A 19,894-nucleotide genomic window follows, 5' to 3' on the forward strand; every position below is an offset into this window, starting at 1 on the left:
AGGTGGTTGAGGGTTCATGCTCAATCAGCCAAGCGATACGCAGCGGTAGTTCAGTCGGTTAGAATACCGGCCTGTCACGCCGGGGGTCGCGGGTTCGAGTCCCGTCCGCTGCGCCATATCTGCCTCAAGGCCCACTGAACGCCTTGAAGCACAAGGAAAGCCACTGGCTCACCTTGATCCGATAGCAAAGACCCTGGTCGAAAGACCGGGGTTTTTTGTGTCTGGGGTTTGGAAAAAACCTCATCTTCTTCGCTACCACCAGCGCTCATTATCGGCAAACGGCCGACAGATCATTTCGATTCTGTCGGCCGTTTTTGCGTTCTTGTGTCAAAAAATTTCAATGTGGTTATTTGCCGCAGGCGCAGAAACCTTTAAAGTTAACCCTTCGGTCAACTTTGCACTGTCATCATGGCCTTTTGATTCGTCGAGAAAGGCTTCTGCAAGTCTCCAGATTCGGTGTACTTAACCATAAGGGCGGATTTATAACCGCTCAGAGGATGATCCATGTCCAACCGTGAAATAACCCGGCGCTCGTTCCTCCAGGGCGGGCTGGTGGCGGGTGTGAGTGTCACGCTCACGCCGCTCAGCACCCAGGCGCTGGCTGCCTTGATGGAAAACAGCGTGACCGTGCCGTCTGAAAAGTGGCTCGGCCATAACGGCAAGGCGCGCCAGCGTAACGATGCCTTGTCGAAAGTCTGCGGCAGCAAGGTGTTTGCCCGCGACATCCGTTCCAAGGACATGCCTGGCTGGCCCCAGCAGCAAGGTCACGCCATGTTGCTCAAAACCATCAAGGCCGACCACATCTACGCGGGCTACGACCTGTCGTGGCTTGGCGCCGAGTTGCAGCCGGACCGCATTGTCACCGCTGCCGACCTGGACAAAGACGGTATCGTCTTCCCGGAAGAACATGCGCCGGATCCGTTGTTGCCCGAGGGCAAAGTGCCGATGTTCATCGGTCACCCGGTGGCGATCCTGATCTGGAACGACTTCGAGCGTTTCCGTCAGGCCAAGAACAAGCTCAAGTTCAATGACAAGGCGATTCGTTACGGTGCCAAAGTGCCGTATTACGAAGGTGACCCCTACGGTAGCTTCCGCTACGTGCGCGTGGGTGGCCCGACCTCGGCCGACGAAGACGAATTCGCCAGCCTCAAGGATTCGATCCTGTTCCCGATGCTGAAAAACCGTCGCCCGGTGTGGAATTCCCAGCCAAACCTGCACGGCAACCTGACCGAGCGCGGGCTGTTCTACGCCGAGCGCATGAAAAGCCAGATCAACACGCCACCGGACAACTGGCTGGTGTTTGACGAGCGCTACAAAACCCCATCGATCGAACCGGCCGCCATGGAGCCGGACAACGGCAACGGTTGGTACGATCCGGCGACCAAGACCCTACACTTTGTGGTGGCCACCCAGTGCCCATTGGAAGTGGCGACCGAGACCGCCAAGATGATCTCGCCGTCGCGCTTCGGCCTGGCCCACCTGAACATGCATCCGGGTTATACCGTGGGTTACGGTTCCAAAGACCACAACATTTTCGTCTACTACGCCGCCCTCGCTGCGTTGTATGGCGCCGGTGTACCGGTGCGTCTGGCCAATGATCGTTACGAGCAATTCCAGAGCGGCATCAAGCGTCACTCGTTCGATATGCGCTATCAGTTGGCGGTCGACAAGAACGACCACAGCTTCAAAATCTTCCTCGCCGACATGAGCGTCGACGGCGGTGGCCGGATCAACTACAGCCCGTCGGTGGCTGCGGTCGGCGCCACGGCGGCGCAGTCGATCTACTACATGCCGCAGAACGACCTGCAAGTCACTGCGTACCACTCCCGTGGCGTTGAAGCCGGTTCGATGCGGGGCTACGGCACCCTGCAAAGCATGGCGGCGACCGAAATGATGGTCGACGAAATCGCCGGTCGCCTGGGTGTGGATGCCATTGAATTGCGACGCAAGAACGCACTGCGTTCGGGCATGAAGAACACCCAGGGCGCGATCCCTGCCGGTGCGTTGCGGCTGCACGAAATTCTCGACAAGGCCGCTGCGCACGACGTATGGAAAAACCGCGACGCGATCAAGCAACAGCGTGAAGCCGCAGACCCGGATAACTGGTATGGCGTCGGTTTTGCCATCTGCCAGAAAGACTTCGGCACCGGTTCCGAAGCGCCGATGGCCAGTGTTGAATTCAGCGCTGACGGCCGCATCAGCCTGCGCCACATCGGGATCGAAATCGGCACCGGCATGTCCACTTCGCAATCGCTGGTGGTCGCCGACTTCCTTGGCAGCCCGGCCCACGAAGTGAAGACCGGCGAAACACAATGGCAGGAAATGCAGTTGGTCACCGGCGGCAACCCCTACACCATGAGCCAGGCCGAGCAGGACAACCTGCTGCGCAACCCGCGTTGGGTGGGCAAGCTCGCGTCGGCGTCGTCCGCGACCAACTCGGCGTACTACTTCAGCCACGCCACCCGTGAAGCGGCGCGTGTGCTGTTCAACCACGGCCTGTGGCCAGCGGCGCTGGAGATCTGGCGCCAGGGCCCGTTCGGCGGCCAGGCCAACCCCTATGTGGTGCGCCGCGAAGACGCACATTGGGTGGACGGCAAGCTCACTGCCAACGGCATGCAGCCATTGAGCTTTGAAGAACTGGCCAAGCGCGCTCATGAGCGCGGCCTGGTCACCGCTGCCACGGTCCACGGGTTCAACCGCTGGAGCTGGGCCGAGGCTGAGTACAGCATCGACGGTGTGCGCGAGCGCCTGCCGCTCGACGGTCTGGCGGTGAAATACGGCGATGGCGCACCGAAAGCCAAGCAGGCGCTGATGAGCACTGCCGGTTTCCACCTGCTCGATCGCCAGAACGTCAGCTATCCCGCCACCCAGTTGAATAACGCTGCGGTGACGTACTACAGCCCCGTCGCCACGTTGGTCGAGTTGAAGGTCAACAAGAGTTCGGCGCAGGTCGAAGTGCTCAATCACCATTCATGGGTCGAGTGCGGGCGTGTGCTGGTTGAAGAGTTGGTCAAAGGCCAGCTCGAAGGTGGAGTGGCCATGGGTATCGGTCACGCGTTGATGGAGGAAATGCCGTTGTACGAAGGCGGGCCGGGGGAGGGCGACTGGAACTTCAACCGCTACCGTCTGCCGATGGCGCGTCACGTTGCCGTATGGAAACAGACCTCGGAGATTCTGCCGGCGCTGTCGCCAAGCGACCCGTCCAAAGGTATCGCTGAAGTGGTGATGATCCCGATTGTCGGGGCCATTGGTAATGCGGTGGCACACGCCATCGGTAAACGTGTTCGCGACCTGCCAATCACGGCTGCACGCATCAAGGAGGCCCTCAATGGCTAACCGTCCGCTTCAACTGACCCTCAATGGTCAACCCGTCGGCCCGGTGGACATCCCTGATGACCTGCCGATGATCGACTACCTGCACGAATACAAAAACCTCACGGGCTCGCGGCTGGGCTGCGGCCAAGGCATTTGCCACGCCTGTGTGGTGATCGTCGACAACCCGGACGGCACCAGCGAAGAAGTGCGCACCTGCATCACCGGCGCGCATTACTTTGAAGGCAAGCAAGTGCGCACTATCGAAGGCCACGCCAAGCGCGATGAGTCGGGCCAGGTCACTGAGCTCAACCCGATCCAGCAGCGCTTCGTGGATGAGTTCGCCTTTCAGTGCAGCTATTGCGCGCCGGGCTTCGTCAATGCGGCCACCGTGTTGGTGGAGAAACTGCAACGCCAGCCGACCGTGCACAGCAAGCTGGAACAAGTCATCGAGGACAGCCTCGGTCATCACGTCTGCCGTTGTACCGGGTACGTGCGTTATTACAACGCCACCCGCAACGTGCTGACCGATCTCGGCCTGGTCAAGGAGGGTTAAGCATGAAGCTTTTTCTGACCCGCCTGGCCTTGGCGGTCGGCCTGGCCGCGCCGGTATTGTTTGCCCACGCTGATGATCAAGCCAAGCGCGGCGAATACCTCGCCCGCGCCGCTGACTGCATGGCCTGCCACACTGCACCGGGCGGTGCGCCGTTTGCCGGCGGCCTGCCGATTGTCTCGCCGTTTGGCACCATCTATGGCACCAATATCACGCCAAGCAAAGAACACGGCATCGGCTTGTACAGCGATGACGAGTTCTTCGCTGCGTTGACCGAAGGCAAGCGTCGCGACGGTGCGTACTTGTATCCGGCGATGCCCTACACCTCGTACCACCTGATGCCGCGTGAAGACTCGGACGCCATTCATGCGTACCTCAAAACCATCGAGCCGATCAAGCGCGCAGCGCCGGTCACGAGCCTGAGCTTTCCCTTCAACGTGCGCCTGGGCTTGATGGGCTGGAACGTGTTGTACGGCAAAGCGCTGAAACTGGAACCGGCCGAAGGCAAGAGCGAAGCCTGGAAGCGCGGCCAGTACATGGTCGAAGTGCTCGGCCACTGCGGCGAATGCCACACGCCACGTGGCCTGCCCGGTGCGATGGAGCTGGACAAGCGCCTGACCGGCGGCATCCTCAATGGCTATCTGGCGCCCAGCCTGCTCGCCACGGACCTGGCCGCGCGCGGCTGGAATGAGCAGGACCTGGCCACGTTCCTCAAGCACGGCATGAGCGCCCAAGGGACGATGTTCAACGAGATGTTCCCGGTGTTCCACAACAGCACCCAGGGCCTGAGCGATACGGACCTGGCCGCGATGGCGACCTTCCTGCTCGGCGATAAACCGCCGGCAGCCAAGGCGTTGGTCGAAGTGCCGGTGGACAAGCTCGGCCCGAGCGCTCTGCGCGGCCGCCAGGAATACCTGAACGTCTGTGCCGGTTGCCATGCCGCGGGGGGTGAAGGCAAGCCGCACATCGCGGTGGCGATGCGCGGCAACACCACGCTGCGTCTGGAAGACCCGCGCAACCTGGTGCGGGTGATCGAGGACGGGATCGGTGAGCAGAAGTTCTCCGGGTTCGAGCACATGCAACCGATGCCGGGCTTCGCTGGAAAACTCAGCCCGGCGCAACTCACCGATCTGATCAATTACCTGCGCCAAGGCTGGGGCGGGCAATCGGCGGAGCTGGCGGTGAGCGATGTGCAGAAGTTGCAGGCTGAGGCGCCGTCCATCGAGCACAAGGCGCACTGACATGCAGCATCTGGACCTGCAGGTGATACGACGGGCGCTGGAGTGGTCGGTGGCCGGGCAACGCATCTGGCTCTGTACGGTACTGGCCACCTACGGCTCGGCGCCGCGTGCGCCGGGTTCGTTGCTGGCGGTGAACGCCGCAGGGCAGTGGATTGGGTCGTTGTCGGGTGGTTGCGTCGAGGAAGACTTTCTCGAACGCGTCGCTGACGGTGCGTTTCTCGATGCGGTCAACGTGGTGCGCTACGGCGCAGGGGACGATCCGCGCTCGCGGGTCAGCCTGCCCTGCGGCGGCATTCTCGAAGTATTGGTTGAGAAGTTCGAGCCTGGCTGCGAGGTGCAGGCGCACCTGCGTGAAGTGGAGTCGGCGCTGCTCGGGCAGCGGCGCTTGATTCGCCAGGTCGACCTGGCCAGCGGGGCGCGCCGCCTGGTCGCTGATTGTGAGCAGGGCGCGCGCATCGAGCGTGACAGTGAGCGGGTGCGCCTCCGCGTCGGTGCGGCTCAGCGTCTATTGCTGGCCGGGTACTCCAGCGTGGCGCAGGCGTGTGCCGAGTTTGCAGTCGGCCTCGGGTTCGAAGTGATTCTCTGCGACCCACGCGATGAAGTGCTCGAAGGCGTGGTGCTCAATGGCGTGGAGATTCGTCGCCAGTTGCCGTCGGTGTTTATTGCCGATGGCGGCTGTCACCGTGATACGGCGGTGGTTGCGCTGACGCATGACCCGCGTATCGACGATCTGGCGATGATGGAAGCGGTGCGTACCGACGCGTTCTACATTGGCGTGATGGGGTCGTTGCAGACCTCGCAGAAGCGCTTTGAGCGACTGCGCCGCATCGGTGGGTTAGGGGAGGCTGAATTGGCGCGGATACACGCACCCATCGGGCTTAACCTGGGCAGCAGGACGCCATCGGAAATCGCGCTGGCAGTATTGGCCGATATCGTGCGGATTCGCAGCGGGATTGCTCGCGACCAGCTCTGAAGCGCAGCCCTGTAGGAGCGAGCAAGCTCGCTCCTACAGTGTCTACATCCCGAATTTATCTCGCAACCCGTAGTACCAAGCCCCCAGCGCCGCAAACGGCGTGCGCAACATTTGCCCACCCGGGAACGGGTAATGCGGCAAACCCGCAAACGCATCAAAACGCTCTGCCTGACCCCGCAAGGCCTCTGCCAGTACTTTGCCTGCCAGGTGCGTGTACGTCACGCCATGGCCGCTACAGCCCTGGGAGTAATAGATGTTGTCACCCAGGCGACCGACCTGCGGCAAACGCGACAGGGTCAGCAGGAAATTGCCAGTCCAGGCGTAGTCGATCTTCACGTTCTTCAGTTGCGGAAATGCCTTGAGCATTTTCGGCCGGATGATCGCTTCGATATTCGCCGGGTCTCGTGCGCCATACACCACGCCGCCGCCGAAGATCAGGCGCTTGTCGCTGGTGAGGCGGTAGTAGTCGAGCAGGTAGTTGCAGTCCTCGACACAGTAATCTTGTGGCAATAAAGTCTTGGCTACTTCATCGCCCAGTGGCGCCGTGGTGATCACTTGGGTGCCACACGGCATCGACTTGGCCGCCAGCTCCGGCACCAGATTGCCCAGGTAAGCGTTCCCCGCGACGATAATGAATTTGGCCCTGACCTTGCCTTCGGGGGTATGCACCACCGGATTAGCGCCGCGCTCGATGCGCACCGCTGCCGATTGCTCATAGATCGTGCCGCCCAGGGATTCCACAGCCGCGGCTTCACCGAGCGCCAGGTTGAGCGGGTGGATATGGCCGCCGCTCATGTCCAGCAAGCCGCCCACATAGTTGTCACAGGCCACCACTTCGCGGATGCGTCGCTCGTCCAGCAACTCCAGTTGCGTATGGCCGTAGCGCTCCCACAGACGCTTCTGCGACTCCAAGTGGCCCATGTGCTTGCTGTTGAGGGCGGCGAACACGCCACCGTCCTTCAAGTCGCACTGGATCTGGTACTTGGCCACGCGCTCACGGATGATCCTGCCGCCTTCAAACGCCATCTGCCCCAACAACTGCGCCTGCTGAGGCCCGACGCTGCGCTCGATCACGTCGATATCGCGGCTGTAACTGTTGACGATCTGCCCACCGTTGCGACCCGAGGCACCAAAACCCACCTTGGCGGCTTCCAGCACCGTGACGCGAAAGCCGTTCTCCAGCAAAAACAGCGCACTGGAAAGCCCGGTATAGCCGGCCCCGATCACGCACACGTCGGTCTCGACTTCACCTTGCAGCACAGGACGGGGCGGGACTTCATTCGCAGAAGCGGCGTAATACGACTGGGGGTAGGGGGTGTTCGCCATCCTGGAACCTCTGTTTTATATTTTTTACGAGTGCGCCGATCCTACCTGAGTTGAAAATTGCCTGCCAGCCACCCGGAAATCACGGGTGTACCCGACGCAAATAAAAAATTCGCATATTCATAGGGTTAGCTGCAAAAAAGATGTTGACACCCCTTCGGAATTCCGTAGAATGCCGCCTCACAGCAGGCACGTAGCTCAGTTGGTTAGAGCACCACCTTGACATGGTGGGGGTCGTTGGTTCGAGTCCAATCGCGCCTACCAAACAAAATCCGCTCTGCTGGGCGGTCTAGAAGGGCTCACCGAAAGGTGGGCCCTTTTTTGTTGCCTGAAATTTGGGCAAAGGAAAGTCAAGAGGCCGGGCGGCGTCCTTTCAGGGCTTGTATGTCCAATCAGGCGAAAAGCGTCGCCACCGCCAGCAGGCAAATTACCTGGGCGAACAGCTGGCAGCGTATTTCGCCAAGCGTGGTCGCCATATTACTCATTTGTCCGGCATACATAGCGGGAACCCTCATTGTCGGCGTGACACCGTGCATGAATTGCAAGTACACACAGCTGCACCGTGGAGTATAGGTGCAGATCAGGAATTTTCCCTGCCGACGCCATAGCGAGTTCATCCTCCCGTCTTTTCCAAAAAAACTGCGCTGAATCTCTCCATGGTGCCGTACCCCCGATGCCATCCCCCCACAAAAATTATTGGTTTGCAGCAACAATTTTTCTTGTTGGACACCCCCGTCCCCAGGCAGCACAGTTGCCGCCACTGACGCTCGACCTTCCAGGTCAACAATAAAAAACCGAGCCGATTGCACGCCACTTTCAAGCTGTGAGCCCTCGGCCCACATCCTGCTGTTATGGCGCCGCAGCGCGCACTAAAGGACCTCTTCGCCATGCAAACTGTTGTGAACTTATGGCCGTTGATCGGCGTACTTGTCATCGTGGTCGGCTTTGTATTGCGCTTCAATCCGCTGTTGGTGGTCACCGCGGCCGCCATCGCCACCGGGCTTGCCGCCCAGTTCCCGCTGGAAAAAATTCTCGCCACCATGGGCGATGGCTTCCTTCAGACCCGTGCCTTGCAACTGATTCTGTTATTGCCGCTGGCGGTGATTGGCCTGCTGGAACGCCATGGCCTGCGCCTGCATGCGCAGAACTGGATTGCACGCTTCGAACGCGCCACGGTCGGGCGCTTGCTGATCATTTATCTGTTTGTGCGTGAGTCCACGGCGGCCATGGGGTTGACGAGCCTGGGTGGGCATCCGCAGATGGTGCGGCCGCTGCTGGCGCCGATGGCCGAGGGCGCCGCAGAAAAACGTTATGGCAAGCTGCCTGACAAGCTACGCCACAAGGTACTGGCCATGTGCGCTGCCACCGACAACGTCGGGTTGTTCTTTGGTGAGGACATCTTCGTGGCCTTTGGTGCGATTGCGTTGATGCACACCTTCCTGCTTGGCTCGGGGATTGATGTGGAGCCGCTGCACATTGCGGTGTGGGGCATCCCGACGGCGATCTGCGCCTTCATCATTCACGCTATCCGGTTGCATCGTTTCGACCGGCGCTTGACCCGCGAAATGAGCTCGGCCACCGCTCCAGTGGAGGCTGCTCAATGATTATTTCCATTCAATACCTGTACTGGCTGGCGGGCGTGCTGTTGCTGATCACCGCCGGCATGATCCTGCTCGACCGTTCCCACCCCAAGCGCTGGTCCAGTGCGCTGTTCTGGTTGTTGTTCGCCGTACCGTTCCTTATAGGCGAGCGCTTGCCTTCGGTGGTCATCGGAGTGGGTGTGGTGGTGATGGCATTGATTGCGGGCTTGGGCGGCGTTGGTCGTGGCCAGCATGCCGAATTGCACGACAAGGCGTCCCGCGCCAGTGCCGGGCGCCTGGGCCACAAACTGTTCATCCCGGCGTTGGCGATTCCGCTGACCACGGTGATTGGCTCAGTGTTGCTCAAACACACCGAAATCGGTGGTGTACCGCTGCTGGACCCGAAGAACACCACCTTCGTCTCCCTGGGCATCGGTTGCCTGATCGCCCTTGGCCTGGCCTGCTGGCTGACCCGGGATACGCCGGTGCAAGCGTTGCGCGAATCCCGTCGCCTGACCGAAGCCCTGGGCTGGGCCATGGTGCTTCCGCAAATGCTGGCGATGCTCGGGCTGTTGTTCAATGAGGCCGGGGTGGGCACGGCGGTCGCTCATGTCACCACCACCTACATCAACCTGGACTACAAGTTGGTGGCGGTGATGGTCTATGTGTTGGGCATGGCCTTGTTTACCGTGATCATGGGCAATGGTTTTGCGGCCTTTCCGGTGATGACCGGTGGCGTCGGCGTGCCGGTGCTGGTGGGGATTTACGGTGGCAACCCTGCGGTGATGGCGGCCATTGGTATGTTCTCGGGCTATTGCGGTACGTTGATGACGCCCATGGCGGCCAACTTCAATATCGTACCGGCGGCGCTACTGGAACTGCCGGACAAAAATGCGGTGATCAAGGCCCAGATACCCACGGCGCTGATGATGCTGGTGGTCAATATCGTGCTGCTTTACCTGTTGATGTGAGGTCATTGTGCAAAACGTATTGCTGACGGGCTTCGAGCCCTTTGATAAGGCGGCGGTAAACCCTTCTTGGGAGGCCGTGCGCCAGTTGGACGGTGTGCCGTTGAGCGAGGGCGTGAAGATAGTTGCGCGTTGCTTGCCCTGCGCATTTGCCACCGCGGCCGAGACCTTGCTGCAGTTGATCAACGAACTGCAGCCGGCAATGGTCATCGCCACAGGCCTGGGGCCTGGGCGCAGTGATATTTCCATCGAGCGCGTTGCGATCAACGTTAACGATGCGCGTATTCCCGACAATCTGGGCGCTCAGCCAATTGATACCTCAGTGGTGGAGGGCGGCCCGGCGGCGTACTTCTCGACGTTGCCGATCAAGGGCATGGTCAAGGCGGTGCGTGAGGCGGGTATTGCGGCCTCGGTATCGCAGACGGCGGGGACGTTTGTGTGCAACCAGGTGTTTTATCGTTTGCAGCACGCCTTGGTGGGGACTGGGGTGCGCAGTGGGTTTATTCACGTTCCCGGCTTGCCCGGATCGAGCGAGCCGTCGATGGTGCTATCGACAACCGTGGAAGGGCTGCGGGTTGCGGCGCTGGCAGCCTGGCAAACCCAGGCGGATGTCGTCCTTGCCGGTGGCCAGATCAGCTGACAGCTGTACGCTGTGTTGCAATTTCAACTACAGTTCCAGCACACCCTTGCCTCGGAAAGTCGCCATGTTAAAGCGTACGAAACTTGTATCGGCTGCGTTGTCGCTTGCACTGTCCGTCACCAGTGGCCTTGCCCTTGCAGATCCAGGTAATGGCAAAGGCCAAGGCAATAACAAGGGTGATGCCTATGGTGGGCAGGACAACGGCAAAGGTCACGGTAATAACAAAGGTAATGCCCAGGGCGGGCCGGGTAAGGCCAAAGACAAGGGCGGCCAATCCAGAAATGACTTCAGCGTTGATCGCGGTCTTGTACTGAACGTGCTGGGCGGTCACCGCGATTATTGGCGCCCAGGGCCAGCCTTACCGCCTGGCATTCAGAAAAACCTGGCACGCGGCAAGCCCCTGCCGCCTGGTATCGCCAAGAAGCTGGACGGCCGCTTGCTGGGGCAGTTGCCTCGTTATGATGGTTACGAATGGCAGCAAGCGGGAACCGACTTGATATTGGTGGCCATTGCGACCGGTATCATCTACGAAGTTCTGAACGGTGCGTTTGATTGAGGTGCAGCGCCCTCAGGCTTCACGGCCGGGGAAAAACAACTCAAAACAGGTCACGCCATCTTCACTGCTTACACGGTACCGCCCGTTATGCAGCTGCATGATGGTCGCCACGATCGAGAGTCCCAGGCCGTTGGACTGGGATGACCGCTCGCGGGATTCATCGACCCGGTAGAACCGTTCGAACAGCCGCGGCAGGTGCTCAGCCGGGATCGTCTGGCCTTGGTTGCTGACTTTCAGGTTGATGCCCGCGCCATCCGGCACTGCCTGGATACTCAGCTCCGAGCCCGGCGCGCCATACTTGATGGCGTTGGCACACAGGTTGGCCAAGGCACGGCGCAGCAGCATTGGTTCAGCCCAGATCACCCCTTCGCCCAAGGCCGTGATGTGCATGTCCACATCACCGGCCAGCCCCTCGAAGTAATCCGCGATGCGTTCCACTTCATCCGCCGCGTCCAGCGCCTGGCGTTGGCGCAGTGCGCTGGCGGGGTCGGTGCGGGCCAGGAACAGCATGTTGTCGAGCATTCGCGCCAGGCGTTCCAGCTCTTCGACATTGGAGGCCAGCAGTTGCTGGTAGCTCTCGATGCTGCGCTGCTGCTGCAGGGCCACCTGGGTTTCGCCGAGCAGGTTGTTGATCGGGGTGCGCAGTTCGTGGGCCATATCGGTGGACACTTGGCCCAGTTGTACAAAGCCTTTGGCCAGGCGCTCAAGCATGGTGTTGAACGAGTCGATCATGGGCAGCAATTCTTTCGGCGCGCCTTGGCTGTCGAGGCGTTCGGCCAGGTTGCTGACGCCGATCCCTTGGGCATGCCGGGCCAGGCGGCGCAACGGCAGCAAGCCGCGATGAACCAGCAGGTAACCCACCAGCGCCAGGATGATCGCGGCGATACTCGCCTGGATGTAGACGCTGAGTCGATAACTGGCGAGCACGGCGGTGCGCTCGGTCATCAGGCGGCCGCTGGTGATTTGCAAGCTGCCCAGGTCGCCGGAGTCGATGTCCACGGCCACCAGCGAGAAGGGAATGCCGTTCAGGCCTGGCAAATGTTGCACGTCGCTCAATATGAGCCGGTGATCCTTGGGCAGCGGCTGGATCGACGGCAACTCAATATTTCCCGGGTTTACCAGCAGCAGCGGCTGCTGGCCGGGTGCGGCGATACTCAGCACCGATTCGCGGTTGCCCAACATGTTCTGGAACAGCTCTGGCTTGGTCTTGATCAAGTCCAAGGTATTGCTGTCGTTAAGCAGGTTGCGCAACTGATCCACTCGCGATATCAGCGCGGCGTCATCGCGGCGGATCAGTTCGCGCTCCAGCTCCCGGTACAGCGCCACGCCCAGGGTTGCCAGCAGGGCGAAGGCGAGCAGGGCGAAGATCAATGCCAGGCGCAGGGTCAGGGAGTAAGGGTGCTGGCGGCTCATGGCTGGGTATCGAAGCGGTAGCCAATGCCCCGCACGCTGTGGATCAGCTTGAGCTGGAACGGGTCGTCGATTTTCAGGCGCAGGCGGCGCACGGCGACATCCACCACATTAGTGTCGCTGTCGAAGTTCATGTCCCATACCCGCGAAGCAATCAGCGAGCGGGACAGCACTTGGTCCTGGTGCGTGGCAAACAGGTGCAGAAGGGCGAACTCTTTGTTGGTCAGGGTAATGCGCGTGCCGGCGCGGGTGACCCGACGTTTGAGTACGTCAATGTGCAGGTCGGCGATGTGCAGTTGCTCTTCATCCCGGCTCGGGCCACGACGGTTGAGGGTACGCAGGCGCGCCACCAGTTCGGCGAACGAAAAGGGCTTGATCAGGTAGTCATCGGCACCCAGTTCAAGGCCTTTGATGCGGTCGGCGATGTCATCGCGGGCGGTGAGGAACAGCACCGGCGTATCGGCCTCTTTGCGCAGGCGACGCAGCACTTCCCAGCCATCCATTTTCGGCATCATCACGTCGAGTACGATCACGTCGAAGGGCGTTTCAAGGGCCTGGTGCAAACCGTCCACGCCATCGCGGGCCAGGCTCACACAATGCCCCAGTTCCTGCAGGCCATTGAGCAGATAATTGCCGGCCTTGGGTTCGTCTTCGACTACAAGGATGTTCATGGGAAGTGCTCTGCTTCAATAAGTTGCGCCAGTGTAGCCCGATCAATTGTCATTGGCGCAACCGGTGCCCTGGACTTGGTAATCCAGCACATGTTCGCGGTCTTGGTGGTCCAGGTAGCGCAGTTGCGCCGGCACAACCCCGCATTGGCCGTAGGTGTCGGTGCTCGACAGCACCTTGGCGACATCCAGGTGCACGAAGAAGCCGGTTTTGTCGTGGATCACGTTGGTGGCGGGGGCGGTATCGGCAGCGAATACCGAGCCAGTGGCGAGCAAAGCGGCGAAGCCCAAGGCAATCAGTTTCATGGTGGTGTCTCACGTTCCGGGTGGGTAGTGAGCTCACGGTAACCAGGCGACCCCAACAGCCAACCAACAGGATCATGACAAGTTCGTCATTTTTGCCTCGGAACTGACGGGCCAGATCTCGGCGTTTACAAGCGTCAAGGTGATCCGTAGATTGCAGGGGCCCAGCCCATGAGGAAGCCGTGCAGTGTCCAGCCCAACTCCAAACGTATTTACCCGGCGTTACCGCGCCTTTCTGTTCGATATGGACGGGACCCTGCTCAACTCCATTGCGGCTGCGGAGCGCGTGTGGGGCATCTGGGCTGCACGGCATGGCTTGGATGTGGAAGCGCTCCTGCACACCATTCATGGTGCCCGCGCGATTGATACGATCACCCGCCAGGCGTTGCCGGGTGTCGATCCACAGGTAGAAGCCCAATGGATCACCGAGGCTGAGCTGGACGATGTCGAAGGCATCGTGGCAGTTCCCGGCGCGGTGGCGTTTTTGGCCAGCCTGCCCGTCGATCAATGGGCGTTGGTCACCTCTGCGCCAAAAGCGTTGGCCGTGCGCCGGCTGCAAGCGGCGGGCATTCCGGTGCCGGCGGTACTGGTGACAGCCGAAGATGTAAAGACGGGCAAGCCCGATCCGGCCTGTTATGTGCTGGGTGCCCAGCGCCTGGGCGTGCCGGTGCAAGACTGCCTGGTGTTCGAGGACGCCACAGTGGGCATTCAGGCTGGGGAAGCGGCGGGGGCGGATATCATGGTGGTGACCTCGACACACATGGCGCCGATGGTGACTGCCCATGCTTGCATCGAGGAATATAGTGCGTTGAAAGCCGAGCGTGGGGCTGATGGCTTGCTGTCCTTAAGTCCGTTACCGGTCTCGGCCTTCCAGGCAGTCGAGGGAGTCTGATAGGGCCTGCAACCGGCTGTTTTTCATGCCTTGGCGCGACATCACCATTTCCCTGAGTATCTCGGTGGCGAGCTGGTTGATGGCCTCTGTACCGTGATAGTGCGCACGCACGATGCCGGTAATCGCGAAGTGATCGGTCTCTGGGCCGCTGAGCACGGCTGACAGGGTGCCGTCGGCATGCAGCGTGCACTCAACCCTGTAGCTCGGCAGGCGTTCTGCCAAGGCTTTTTCGATTTGGGATTTGTTGAGGGTGTCCATCTGCTTTTGCACCTTTGATTAGCTGCGCAACGCAAGCCCAATGATAGGTGGTGGTGCGGCGGTGTAAATACCGGCGATCCGATAACCGCTAAACTCCCTCAGCGTGCGGCTTTTTCATGGGCGCGATGAGCGGCGCGCTGACACAGCTTGCGCAAGATCACCTTCTGGATGGGCTTGAGGCAGAACACAAGCAGGTAGCCACAGAGTAGAAGCGCCAGATCCACCCAGGAATGGGTGTCGGGATCGGCCCCTTCAACTTCCATTCTCAGGCCACACCCGAGTGCCACGAAGGTCAGCCCTATCAACAGGGCAATCATCCAGGATCTGGAAACAAGGGATTGCGACGCGGCTGGCCTCATCGACGTGTTCCTGAAATGCACTCGGATGGCAGGATAAAGTGTCAGAAATTGGGCTGCCAATAGCGCGACAAGTTCCGGATACCCTGACAGTTTCATCTTGCAGCGAAGGGAAAGCTCAAGGCGCGCTGGTCACGCGGGGAAACGCGAGCAGGCCAATTGGGTTTTCGCCAGCCGTTACAGTGAACGAAAAGGCTGGCTACTGGAGGCGTTTCAAGGCGTCTGGTTTTTATCGGGTGCAGTCAGGCCGGCCTGGATACGCTGGTAAATCTCCTCGCGATGCACGGCAACATCCTTAGGGGCGTTGATGCCGATTCGTACTTGCTGGCCGCTAACGCCCAGGATGGTGATCGTAATGTCATCACCGATGTTTATGCTTTCACCGACTTTGCGGGTGAGTATAAGCATGGACTTCTCCTTGAATTACTTTTAAGGACACATGTTTCAGACAGGGTAGGTGTCGGATGTGTGTAGCTTACTGCGAAGCGCTTCCCTGTGACTGCCTCTTTCTAGGACGCATAGAGGCGACATTAATTCCCATGGCGGTATCATACAGGTCGCGATACATGATTCGCATTGTTTAAGCCAACGTTTATGACGGCCAGAATAGACAGTGAATGGTAAAGTTGCCTCTTTGATCCTCAAAGGAGCAGGGCAGTGCGTAAAGTAGCGATGGCAATTGTGGTGTTGGCGTTGGCCGGATGCGGTGAAGGTAAGTCGGTCGATGCCCCCAAGGCCAAGCCTGCCGTGACCGAAAGCCTGCCGCAAACCGGTGCGATTGCCGCTCAGGAGTGGGATATACGGGTCGGCCCGCCGGACCACAAGCTGCAGGCGATCACCGACCTGACCGCCTGGTTGCTGGAACACGGCTTCAATTTCTATATCGTCAAAGTCGACGGCAAGGATGAGGTGCTATTGGGGCCGTTCGCGACCAAAGCCGAGGCCGAAGCCAAGCAGGCGCTGCTAAACGAAAAAATGGCACGGGCCAAGAAAAACGACACCGTGTCGGAGATCATCGAACACAAGGCTGCGCAGTAGCAGCAGGCCAGGTGGGCGGGCAGCCCCGCCCACGTTCAGCCGCAGGCCTTCAGGTTGACCGGGCCGACGAACTCATTGCCGCGCCCCATCACGCAAGCCACGGTCTGGTTGCGCTGGCGCTCCCAGGTTTGCACCGGATAGGTCTTGTTCCAGGCTTCATACAATTGCCGGTCCTGCTTCGACAGGCGTAGGCCGTATTGCTTGCTCATATAAAAATACGTACGTGCGATCATTCCGCGAATGGACGGGCGCGGCATGACTTTCTTTGCCTTGAAGTCCACCTGGGTCAGGCATGAGCCATACTGCCCGCTTTGCACCGGCAGCCAGCCAAAGCTGAAGTTGTTACGGTCGCCATTCACTTCGCCGATGCTCGGCACCAGGTTGTGCAGGTCTGCCTCGGCGCGCTTGAACACCTCATCATGGCGCGTGCAGTTTTTTCGCCCGCCATTTTGCCAGCATTGGCGCAGATGCCCGATTTGCCAGGCCGGTACGATGTGTTCCCACTCAATGCGCGCGGCGCGGTTGGCGTTTTTGCGGGGGATGTAACCGCAGGCTTTTAGGTTGACCCGGTTACCGGTGTATTTGCAGCCGCAATAAAATTCGGTGGATTGCGGCGCGTAGAGCTTCCAGGCGATTTTCTTGGCTTCGCTGAAGGTTCGAGGGGCTTGGGCGTTGGCGGTGACGGTTAAAAACAGACAGCACACAGCAATAAAACGGGCACTCATTGAATCAATCTTCCTTCGGCACAACCCAGAAAATCTGCACGCCACCGTCATCTCGATAGGCGAGGGTGACGTTGTCGTTTTCCGAAATCTCTTCCAGTAAACGTTGCCAATCGGTCTCCGGTTCATCGGGTAAACGGAAGATCAACGCTGCCTTGGCTTTTTGGGCGTTGGTCGAATTGATGATTTTTTGCACGCGGATAGCCAGGCGCTGGTAGGCGTCAGGCGATGCAGGGGCTGCGGAAGAGGGCTTTGCCACAGAACATTCCTTAATTGGCTGTACGCACATACAGTATTTAACTGTAGGAAATTTCGCAACTGCTTAAATTTCAAGAAGTTCGTCTGACAGCGAATCAGGAAGTTTGTTGAGGTGCGGGGGGAGAGGGGTTGAATATGGCGAGGGAGCAAGCTCCCTCGCCACAAAAGCATCTACAGGTGAATCAGCAGGGATCAGTATTCCCAGAAGATCCGTTGCAGTTCCTTGCTGTCCTGGGTCTTGGTCAGTGCGACCATGGCGAGGATGCGGGCTTTCTGCGGGTTCAGGTCAAGGGCGGCGACCCAGTCGTATTTGTCGTCTGGCTGTTCGGCGTTACGCAGAACCATGCCACCGGCGTTGACGTGGGAAGAACGAATGATCTGCACGCCTTGCTTGCGCAATTCCACCAATGCTGGAACGACCTTGGACGATACCGAGCCATTGCCGGTACCGGCGTGAATGATCGCTTTGGCGCCCGCTTGGGCCAATGCTTTGTAAGCGGTGTCGCTCACGTTGCCGTAGCCGTAGGCAATTTCAACGTCAGGCAGGCTTTTGATGGTCTTGATGTCGAACTCAGAATCCATGGTGTGACGCTTGGCCGGCAGGCGGAACCAGTAGGATTTGCCTTCAACGACCATGCCCATTGGCCCCCATGGGCTCTTGAAGGCTTCGGTTTTGATGTTGATCATCTTGCTGACGTCGCGACCCGATTGGATCTCGTCGTTCATGGTCACCAGCACGCCTTTGCCGCGGGCTTCCTTGCTGCCTGCGACCGCAACGGCGTTGTACAGGTTGAGCATGCCGTCTGCCGACATCGCGGTGCCTGGGCGCATGGAGCCGACGACCACGATAGGCTTGTCGGTTTTTTCCACAAGGTTCAGGAAGTAGGCGGTTTCTTCAAGGGTGTCGGTGCCGTGGGTGATCACGATGCCATCCACGTCCTTGCTGTCGGCCAATTCGGCGACACGGCGACCCAGTTGCAGCAGGTTTTCGTTATTGATGCTTTCCGACGCAATTTGCATTACTTGTTCGCCGCGAACATTGGCGATCTGGCTAAGCTCAGGAACGCCGGCGATCAGTTGTTCGATGCCGACTTTGGCTGCCTGGTAGGTGGCGCTGTTGGCCGCGCTGGCGCCGGCGCCAGCGATGGTGCCGCCGGTGGCGAGGATGACCACGTTGGACAGTTTGGTCTTGCTTTCAACTTCCTTTGCCTGGGCGGCAACGGGGAACAGCAGCAGAAGGGCCAGGGCGCCCGGAATAACGTTCTTCAATGCAGATTTCATTATTTTTCTCTCTGGTTTTTGATGAGTGCTGTAGCAGGTTCATCTAGAACACCCGGGCGGTTCTGAACGCCGCGAGGTGCTGAGAAAGAGCAGGATTTGTACCAGGCTGAGTATGTTGGTTTTTTTAAATTAACTTATTGATTTAAAACAACTTAAAGCAAGATTTCAGTTTGGTGGGGGTCGGTGCTGTCCGGCTTTCCGAACGAGAAGGGCTGTGGTGTTCGGTTGTCCGAAAAGCGTTCACGATTTGTCCGGGCACCCTTCATGATCATTCGCCACCCAGGCTGTCGTTTCAGCGAAGGTCAGAGAGGGCGAGCTTGCTTAAACGTATCAGCGGCCGATAGCTGAAGGGAGGGCGTGGAGGGCGTCCGTGAAAGCCTTGCTGCTACCGTTGACAAATCTCGACAAGGTTCTCATAGTTTACTCAACGCAAACGTTTGCGAGATGTTTCACTGCGCCCTTGGCACATCGTGACAGCTCGTATCAGCCGCCCAAGTGGGAGGGCTGCCGAAGGGGTCTTCGGTGCAAGCGTTGCTCACAATAATCATAAGATCGGAGTGAACCCATGAAGCTGCCATTTGCTGGACGTCTTCTTGCTGTTGCTGTGCTTGCTGCCGCATCCGCCGCTTTGCCTCTCTCTTCTGCATTTGCCGATGACGCTGCCAAAACGCCTACCGTGGGTTTGGTCATGAAGTCCCTTGCCAATGAGTTTTTCGTCACCATGACCGACGGTGCGAAGGACTACCAGAAAGCGCACCCAACAGAATTCAAGTTGATCTCCAACGGCATCAAGAACGAAACCGATACCAGCGCGCAGATCGCCATTGTCAACGAAATGATCAACGCCAAGGTCGATGCGCTTGTCATCGCTCCCGCCGACTCCAAGGCACTCGCCAGTGTGCTGAAGAAAGCTTCCGATGCCGGTATCAAAGTCGTCAACATCGACAACCGCCTGGACCCGGAAGTACTCAAAAGCAAAAACCTCAATATCCCGTTCGTAGGCCCGGATAACCGCAAAGGCTCCAAGCTGGTGGGCGACTACCTGGCCAAGCAACTGGCCGCCGGTGACAAGGTCGGCATCATCGAGGGCGTACCCACTACCACCAATGCCCAGCAGCGCACCGCAGGCTTCAAGGATGCGATGGACGCGGCAGGCATGAAGATTGTTTCCACCCAATCCGGTAACTGGGAAATCGACCAAGGCAACAAGATCGCGGCAGCGATGCTGAGCGAAACACCGGATATCAAGGCGCTGTTGGCCGGTAACGACAACATGGCCCTGGGCGCTGTTTCCGCCGTGCGTGCGGCAGGCAAGGCCGGCAAGGTGCTGGTTGTGGGTTATGACAACATTGACGCGATCAAACCAATGCTCAAGGACGGTCGTGTGTTGGCCACCGCTGACCAGGCCGCTGCCCAGCAAGCCGTGTTTGGTATCCAGAACGCGCTGAAGCTGGTCAAGGGTGAGAAAGTCGATGCCAAAGATGGCGTGATCGAAACCCCGGTCGAGCTCGTCATCAAGCAGTAATCCTGGCAGTACCCAACAGCGCCTGCTCGTCCTGAGC

At 59.4% G+C, this 19,894-nt stretch carries 21 protein-coding genes and 2 tRNA genes; 13 read left to right on the top strand and 10 right to left on the bottom strand.

Annotated elements, in window-relative coordinates:
- Positions 1–39: 39 nt before the first annotated feature.
- From AC4PS6_RS02625 to AC4PS6_RS02645, 5 genes are all read left to right on the top strand, one after another.
- Positions 40–116: transfer RNA gene (locus AC4PS6_RS02625), tRNA-Asp, on the top strand.
- Positions 117–504: 388 nt separating this feature from the next.
- On the top strand, positions 505–3,336 hold the full coding sequence (locus AC4PS6_RS02630; RefSeq protein ID WP_038450871.1) for a xanthine dehydrogenase family protein molybdopterin-binding subunit: 2,832 nt from the start codon (positions 505–507) through the stop codon (positions 3,334–3,336).
- Positions 3,329–3,868, top strand: coding sequence for a (2Fe-2S)-binding protein (locus AC4PS6_RS02635; RefSeq protein WP_034128255.1), 540 nt, complete (start codon positions 3,329–3,331; stop codon positions 3,866–3,868). Before AC4PS6_RS02630 ends, AC4PS6_RS02635 begins: the two co-directional genes overlap by 8 nt.
- 2 nt (positions 3,869–3,870) lie before the next feature.
- Positions 3,871–5,106, top strand: a complete 1,236-nt coding sequence (locus AC4PS6_RS02640; protein WP_032903797.1) for a c-type cytochrome — start codon at positions 3,871–3,873, stop codon at positions 5,104–5,106.
- A gap of 1 nt (position 5,107) precedes the next feature.
- Positions 5,108–6,079, top strand: a complete 972-nt coding sequence (locus AC4PS6_RS02645; protein ID WP_198833328.1) for an XdhC family protein — start codon at positions 5,108–5,110, stop codon at positions 6,077–6,079.
- Between the two features lie 42 nt (positions 6,080–6,121).
- Here the strand turns inward: AC4PS6_RS02645 and AC4PS6_RS02650 are convergent, their stop codons facing one another.
- The gene (locus AC4PS6_RS02650) at positions 6,122–7,405 is read right to left on the bottom strand and encodes an NAD(P)/FAD-dependent oxidoreductase (protein ID WP_336827385.1); all 1,284 of its coding nucleotides are present in this window, start codon (positions 7,403–7,405) and stop codon (positions 6,122–6,124) included.
- Positions 7,406–7,589: 184 nt separating this feature from the next.
- Between AC4PS6_RS02650 and AC4PS6_RS02655 the strand changes: the two genes are divergently transcribed.
- The 5 genes from AC4PS6_RS02655 to AC4PS6_RS02675 all read left to right on the top strand — a co-directional run bounded on the left by AC4PS6_RS02655 (position 7,590) and on the right by AC4PS6_RS02675 (position 11,146).
- Positions 7,590–7,666, top strand: a tRNA-Val gene (locus AC4PS6_RS02655).
- 623 nt (positions 7,667–8,289) lie between these two features.
- Entirely contained in the window at positions 8,290–9,006 is a 717-nt protein-coding gene (locus tag AC4PS6_RS02660; RefSeq protein ID WP_014719143.1) for a DUF969 domain-containing protein, read from the top strand.
- Positions 9,003–9,953: a DUF979 domain-containing protein gene (locus AC4PS6_RS02665; protein ID WP_056785791.1), complete on the top strand. Its 951-nt coding sequence runs from the start codon at positions 9,003–9,005 to the stop codon at positions 9,951–9,953. The genes AC4PS6_RS02660 and AC4PS6_RS02665 overlap by 4 nt, the downstream gene beginning before the upstream one ends.
- Positions 9,954–9,960: 7 nt before the next feature.
- Positions 9,961–10,590 carry a pyroglutamyl-peptidase I gene (pcp, locus tag AC4PS6_RS02670; protein ID WP_073842558.1) on the top strand — a complete coding sequence of 210 codons (630 nt, stop codon included), beginning with the start codon at positions 9,961–9,963 and terminating at the stop codon, positions 10,588–10,590.
- Positions 10,591–10,654: 64 nt separating this feature from the next.
- Complete coding sequence (locus tag AC4PS6_RS02675; protein WP_014719140.1) at positions 10,655–11,146, top strand: anti-virulence regulator CigR family protein; 492 nt, start codon at positions 10,655–10,657, stop codon at positions 11,144–11,146.
- 12 nt (positions 11,147–11,158) lie between these two features.
- On the opposite strand, the gene AC4PS6_RS02680 is transcribed toward AC4PS6_RS02675, so the two are convergent.
- From AC4PS6_RS02680 to AC4PS6_RS02690, 3 genes are read right to left on the bottom strand one after another with little or no spacing between them, the layout of a single operon-like run.
- Positions 11,159–12,559 (bottom strand): heavy metal sensor histidine kinase, encoded by a 1,401-nt coding sequence (locus AC4PS6_RS02680; RefSeq protein WP_020300940.1) that lies wholly within the window; start codon positions 12,557–12,559, stop codon positions 11,159–11,161.
- Positions 12,556–13,227: a heavy metal response regulator transcription factor gene (locus AC4PS6_RS02685; RefSeq protein ID WP_003192516.1), complete on the bottom strand. Its 672-nt coding sequence runs from the start codon at positions 13,225–13,227 to the stop codon at positions 12,556–12,558. The genes AC4PS6_RS02680 and AC4PS6_RS02685 overlap by 4 nt, the downstream gene beginning before the upstream one ends.
- A gap of 42 nt (positions 13,228–13,269) precedes the next feature.
- Positions 13,270–13,530 (bottom strand): DUF2790 domain-containing protein, encoded by a 261-nt coding sequence (locus tag AC4PS6_RS02690; RefSeq protein WP_020300939.1) that lies wholly within the window; start codon positions 13,528–13,530, stop codon positions 13,270–13,272.
- 184 nt (positions 13,531–13,714) lie between these two features.
- On the opposite strand from AC4PS6_RS02690, the gene AC4PS6_RS02695 reads away from it, so the two are divergent.
- Entirely contained in the window at positions 13,715–14,419 is a 705-nt protein-coding gene (locus AC4PS6_RS02695; RefSeq protein WP_336827386.1) for an HAD family hydrolase, read from the top strand.
- On the opposite strand, the gene AC4PS6_RS02700 is transcribed toward AC4PS6_RS02695, so the two are convergent.
- The 3 genes from AC4PS6_RS02700 to csrA form a co-directional block, all read right to left on the bottom strand.
- Entirely contained in the window at positions 14,381–14,677 is a 297-nt protein-coding gene (locus AC4PS6_RS02700; RefSeq protein ID WP_014719136.1) for a DUF1652 domain-containing protein, read from the bottom strand. The genes AC4PS6_RS02695 and AC4PS6_RS02700 overlap by 39 nt on opposite strands.
- Positions 14,678–14,775: 98 nt before the next feature.
- Positions 14,776–15,036: a hypothetical protein gene (locus AC4PS6_RS02705; RefSeq protein WP_014719135.1), complete on the bottom strand. Its 261-nt coding sequence runs from the start codon at positions 15,034–15,036 to the stop codon at positions 14,776–14,778.
- A gap of 210 nt (positions 15,037–15,246) precedes the next feature.
- Entirely contained in the window at positions 15,247–15,441 is a 195-nt protein-coding gene (gene csrA / locus AC4PS6_RS02710) for a carbon storage regulator CsrA (RefSeq protein WP_003192511.1), read from the bottom strand.
- A gap of 264 nt (positions 15,442–15,705) precedes the next feature.
- Here csrA and AC4PS6_RS02715 point away from each other — a divergent pair, with 264 nt between their 5' ends.
- On the top strand, positions 15,706–16,071 hold the full coding sequence (locus AC4PS6_RS02715) for an SPOR domain-containing protein (RefSeq protein WP_019820896.1): 366 nt from the start codon (positions 15,706–15,708) through the stop codon (positions 16,069–16,071).
- A gap of 35 nt (positions 16,072–16,106) precedes the next feature.
- Here the strand turns inward: AC4PS6_RS02715 and AC4PS6_RS02720 are convergent, their stop codons facing one another.
- The 3 genes from AC4PS6_RS02720 to AC4PS6_RS02730 form a co-directional block, all read right to left on the bottom strand.
- Entirely contained in the window at positions 16,107–16,796 is a 690-nt protein-coding gene (locus AC4PS6_RS02720) for an endonuclease (protein WP_014719133.1), read from the bottom strand.
- Between the two features lie 4 nt (positions 16,797–16,800).
- Positions 16,801–17,052, bottom strand: coding sequence for a DUF1654 domain-containing protein (locus tag AC4PS6_RS02725; RefSeq protein ID WP_014719132.1), 252 nt, complete (start codon positions 17,050–17,052; stop codon positions 16,801–16,803).
- A gap of 191 nt (positions 17,053–17,243) precedes the next feature.
- Positions 17,244–18,332 (bottom strand): asparaginase, encoded by a 1,089-nt coding sequence (locus AC4PS6_RS02730; protein WP_019820900.1) that lies wholly within the window; start codon positions 18,330–18,332, stop codon positions 17,244–17,246.
- 565 nt (positions 18,333–18,897) lie between these two features.
- Here AC4PS6_RS02730 and AC4PS6_RS02735 point away from each other — a divergent pair.
- A complete protein-coding gene (locus AC4PS6_RS02735) occupies positions 18,898–19,857 on the top strand; it encodes a sugar ABC transporter substrate-binding protein (protein ID WP_014719130.1) in 960 nt (319 codons plus the stop codon).
- The last annotated feature ends 37 nt before the right edge of the window (positions 19,858–19,894 follow it).

Source organism: Pseudomonas sp. DW-iso17 (genome assembly GCF_058725345.1).

Excerpts from the sequence above, each read along its gene's own strand:
- AC4PS6_RS02630 (WP_038450871.1), top strand. The coding sequence starts at position 505 with ATGTCCAACCGTGAAATAACCCGGCGCTCGTTCCTCCAGGGCGGGCTG.
- AC4PS6_RS02635 (WP_034128255.1), top strand. The coding sequence starts at position 3,329 with ATGGCTAACCGTCCGCTTCAACTGACCCTCAATGGTCAACCCGTCGGC.
- AC4PS6_RS02640 (WP_032903797.1), top strand. The coding sequence starts at position 3,871 with ATGAAGCTTTTTCTGACCCGCCTGGCCTTGGCGGTCGGCCTGGCCGCG.
- AC4PS6_RS02645 (WP_198833328.1), top strand. The coding sequence starts at position 5,108 with ATGCAGCATCTGGACCTGCAGGTGATACGACGGGCGCTGGAGTGGTCG.
- AC4PS6_RS02650 (WP_336827385.1), bottom strand. The coding sequence starts at position 7,405 with ATGGCGAACACCCCCTACCCCCAGTCGTATTACGCCGCTTCTGCGAAT.
- AC4PS6_RS02660 (WP_014719143.1), top strand. The coding sequence starts at position 8,290 with ATGCAAACTGTTGTGAACTTATGGCCGTTGATCGGCGTACTTGTCATC.
- AC4PS6_RS02665 (WP_056785791.1), top strand. The coding sequence starts at position 9,003 with ATGATTATTTCCATTCAATACCTGTACTGGCTGGCGGGCGTGCTGTTG.
- AC4PS6_RS02675 (WP_014719140.1), top strand. The coding sequence starts at position 10,655 with ATGTTAAAGCGTACGAAACTTGTATCGGCTGCGTTGTCGCTTGCACTG.
- AC4PS6_RS02680 (WP_020300940.1), bottom strand. The coding sequence starts at position 12,559 with ATGAGCCGCCAGCACCCTTACTCCCTGACCCTGCGCCTGGCATTGATC.
- AC4PS6_RS02685 (WP_003192516.1), bottom strand. The coding sequence starts at position 13,227 with ATGAACATCCTTGTAGTCGAAGACGAACCCAAGGCCGGCAATTATCTG.
- AC4PS6_RS02690 (WP_020300939.1), bottom strand. The coding sequence starts at position 13,530 with ATGAAACTGATTGCCTTGGGCTTCGCCGCTTTGCTCGCCACTGGCTCG.
- AC4PS6_RS02700 (WP_014719136.1), bottom strand. The coding sequence starts at position 14,677 with ATGGACACCCTCAACAAATCCCAAATCGAAAAAGCCTTGGCAGAACGC.
- AC4PS6_RS02705 (WP_014719135.1), bottom strand. The coding sequence starts at position 15,036 with ATGAGGCCAGCCGCGTCGCAATCCCTTGTTTCCAGATCCTGGATGATT.
- csrA (WP_003192511.1), bottom strand. The coding sequence starts at position 15,441 with ATGCTTATACTCACCCGCAAAGTCGGTGAAAGCATAAACATCGGTGAT.
- AC4PS6_RS02715 (WP_019820896.1), top strand. The coding sequence starts at position 15,706 with ATGGCAATTGTGGTGTTGGCGTTGGCCGGATGCGGTGAAGGTAAGTCG.
- AC4PS6_RS02720 (WP_014719133.1), bottom strand. The coding sequence starts at position 16,796 with ATGAGTGCCCGTTTTATTGCTGTGTGCTGTCTGTTTTTAACCGTCACC.
- AC4PS6_RS02730 (WP_019820900.1), bottom strand. The coding sequence starts at position 18,332 with ATGAAATCTGCATTGAAGAACGTTATTCCGGGCGCCCTGGCCCTTCTG.
- AC4PS6_RS02735 (WP_014719130.1), top strand. The coding sequence starts at position 18,898 with ATGAAGCTGCCATTTGCTGGACGTCTTCTTGCTGTTGCTGTGCTTGCT.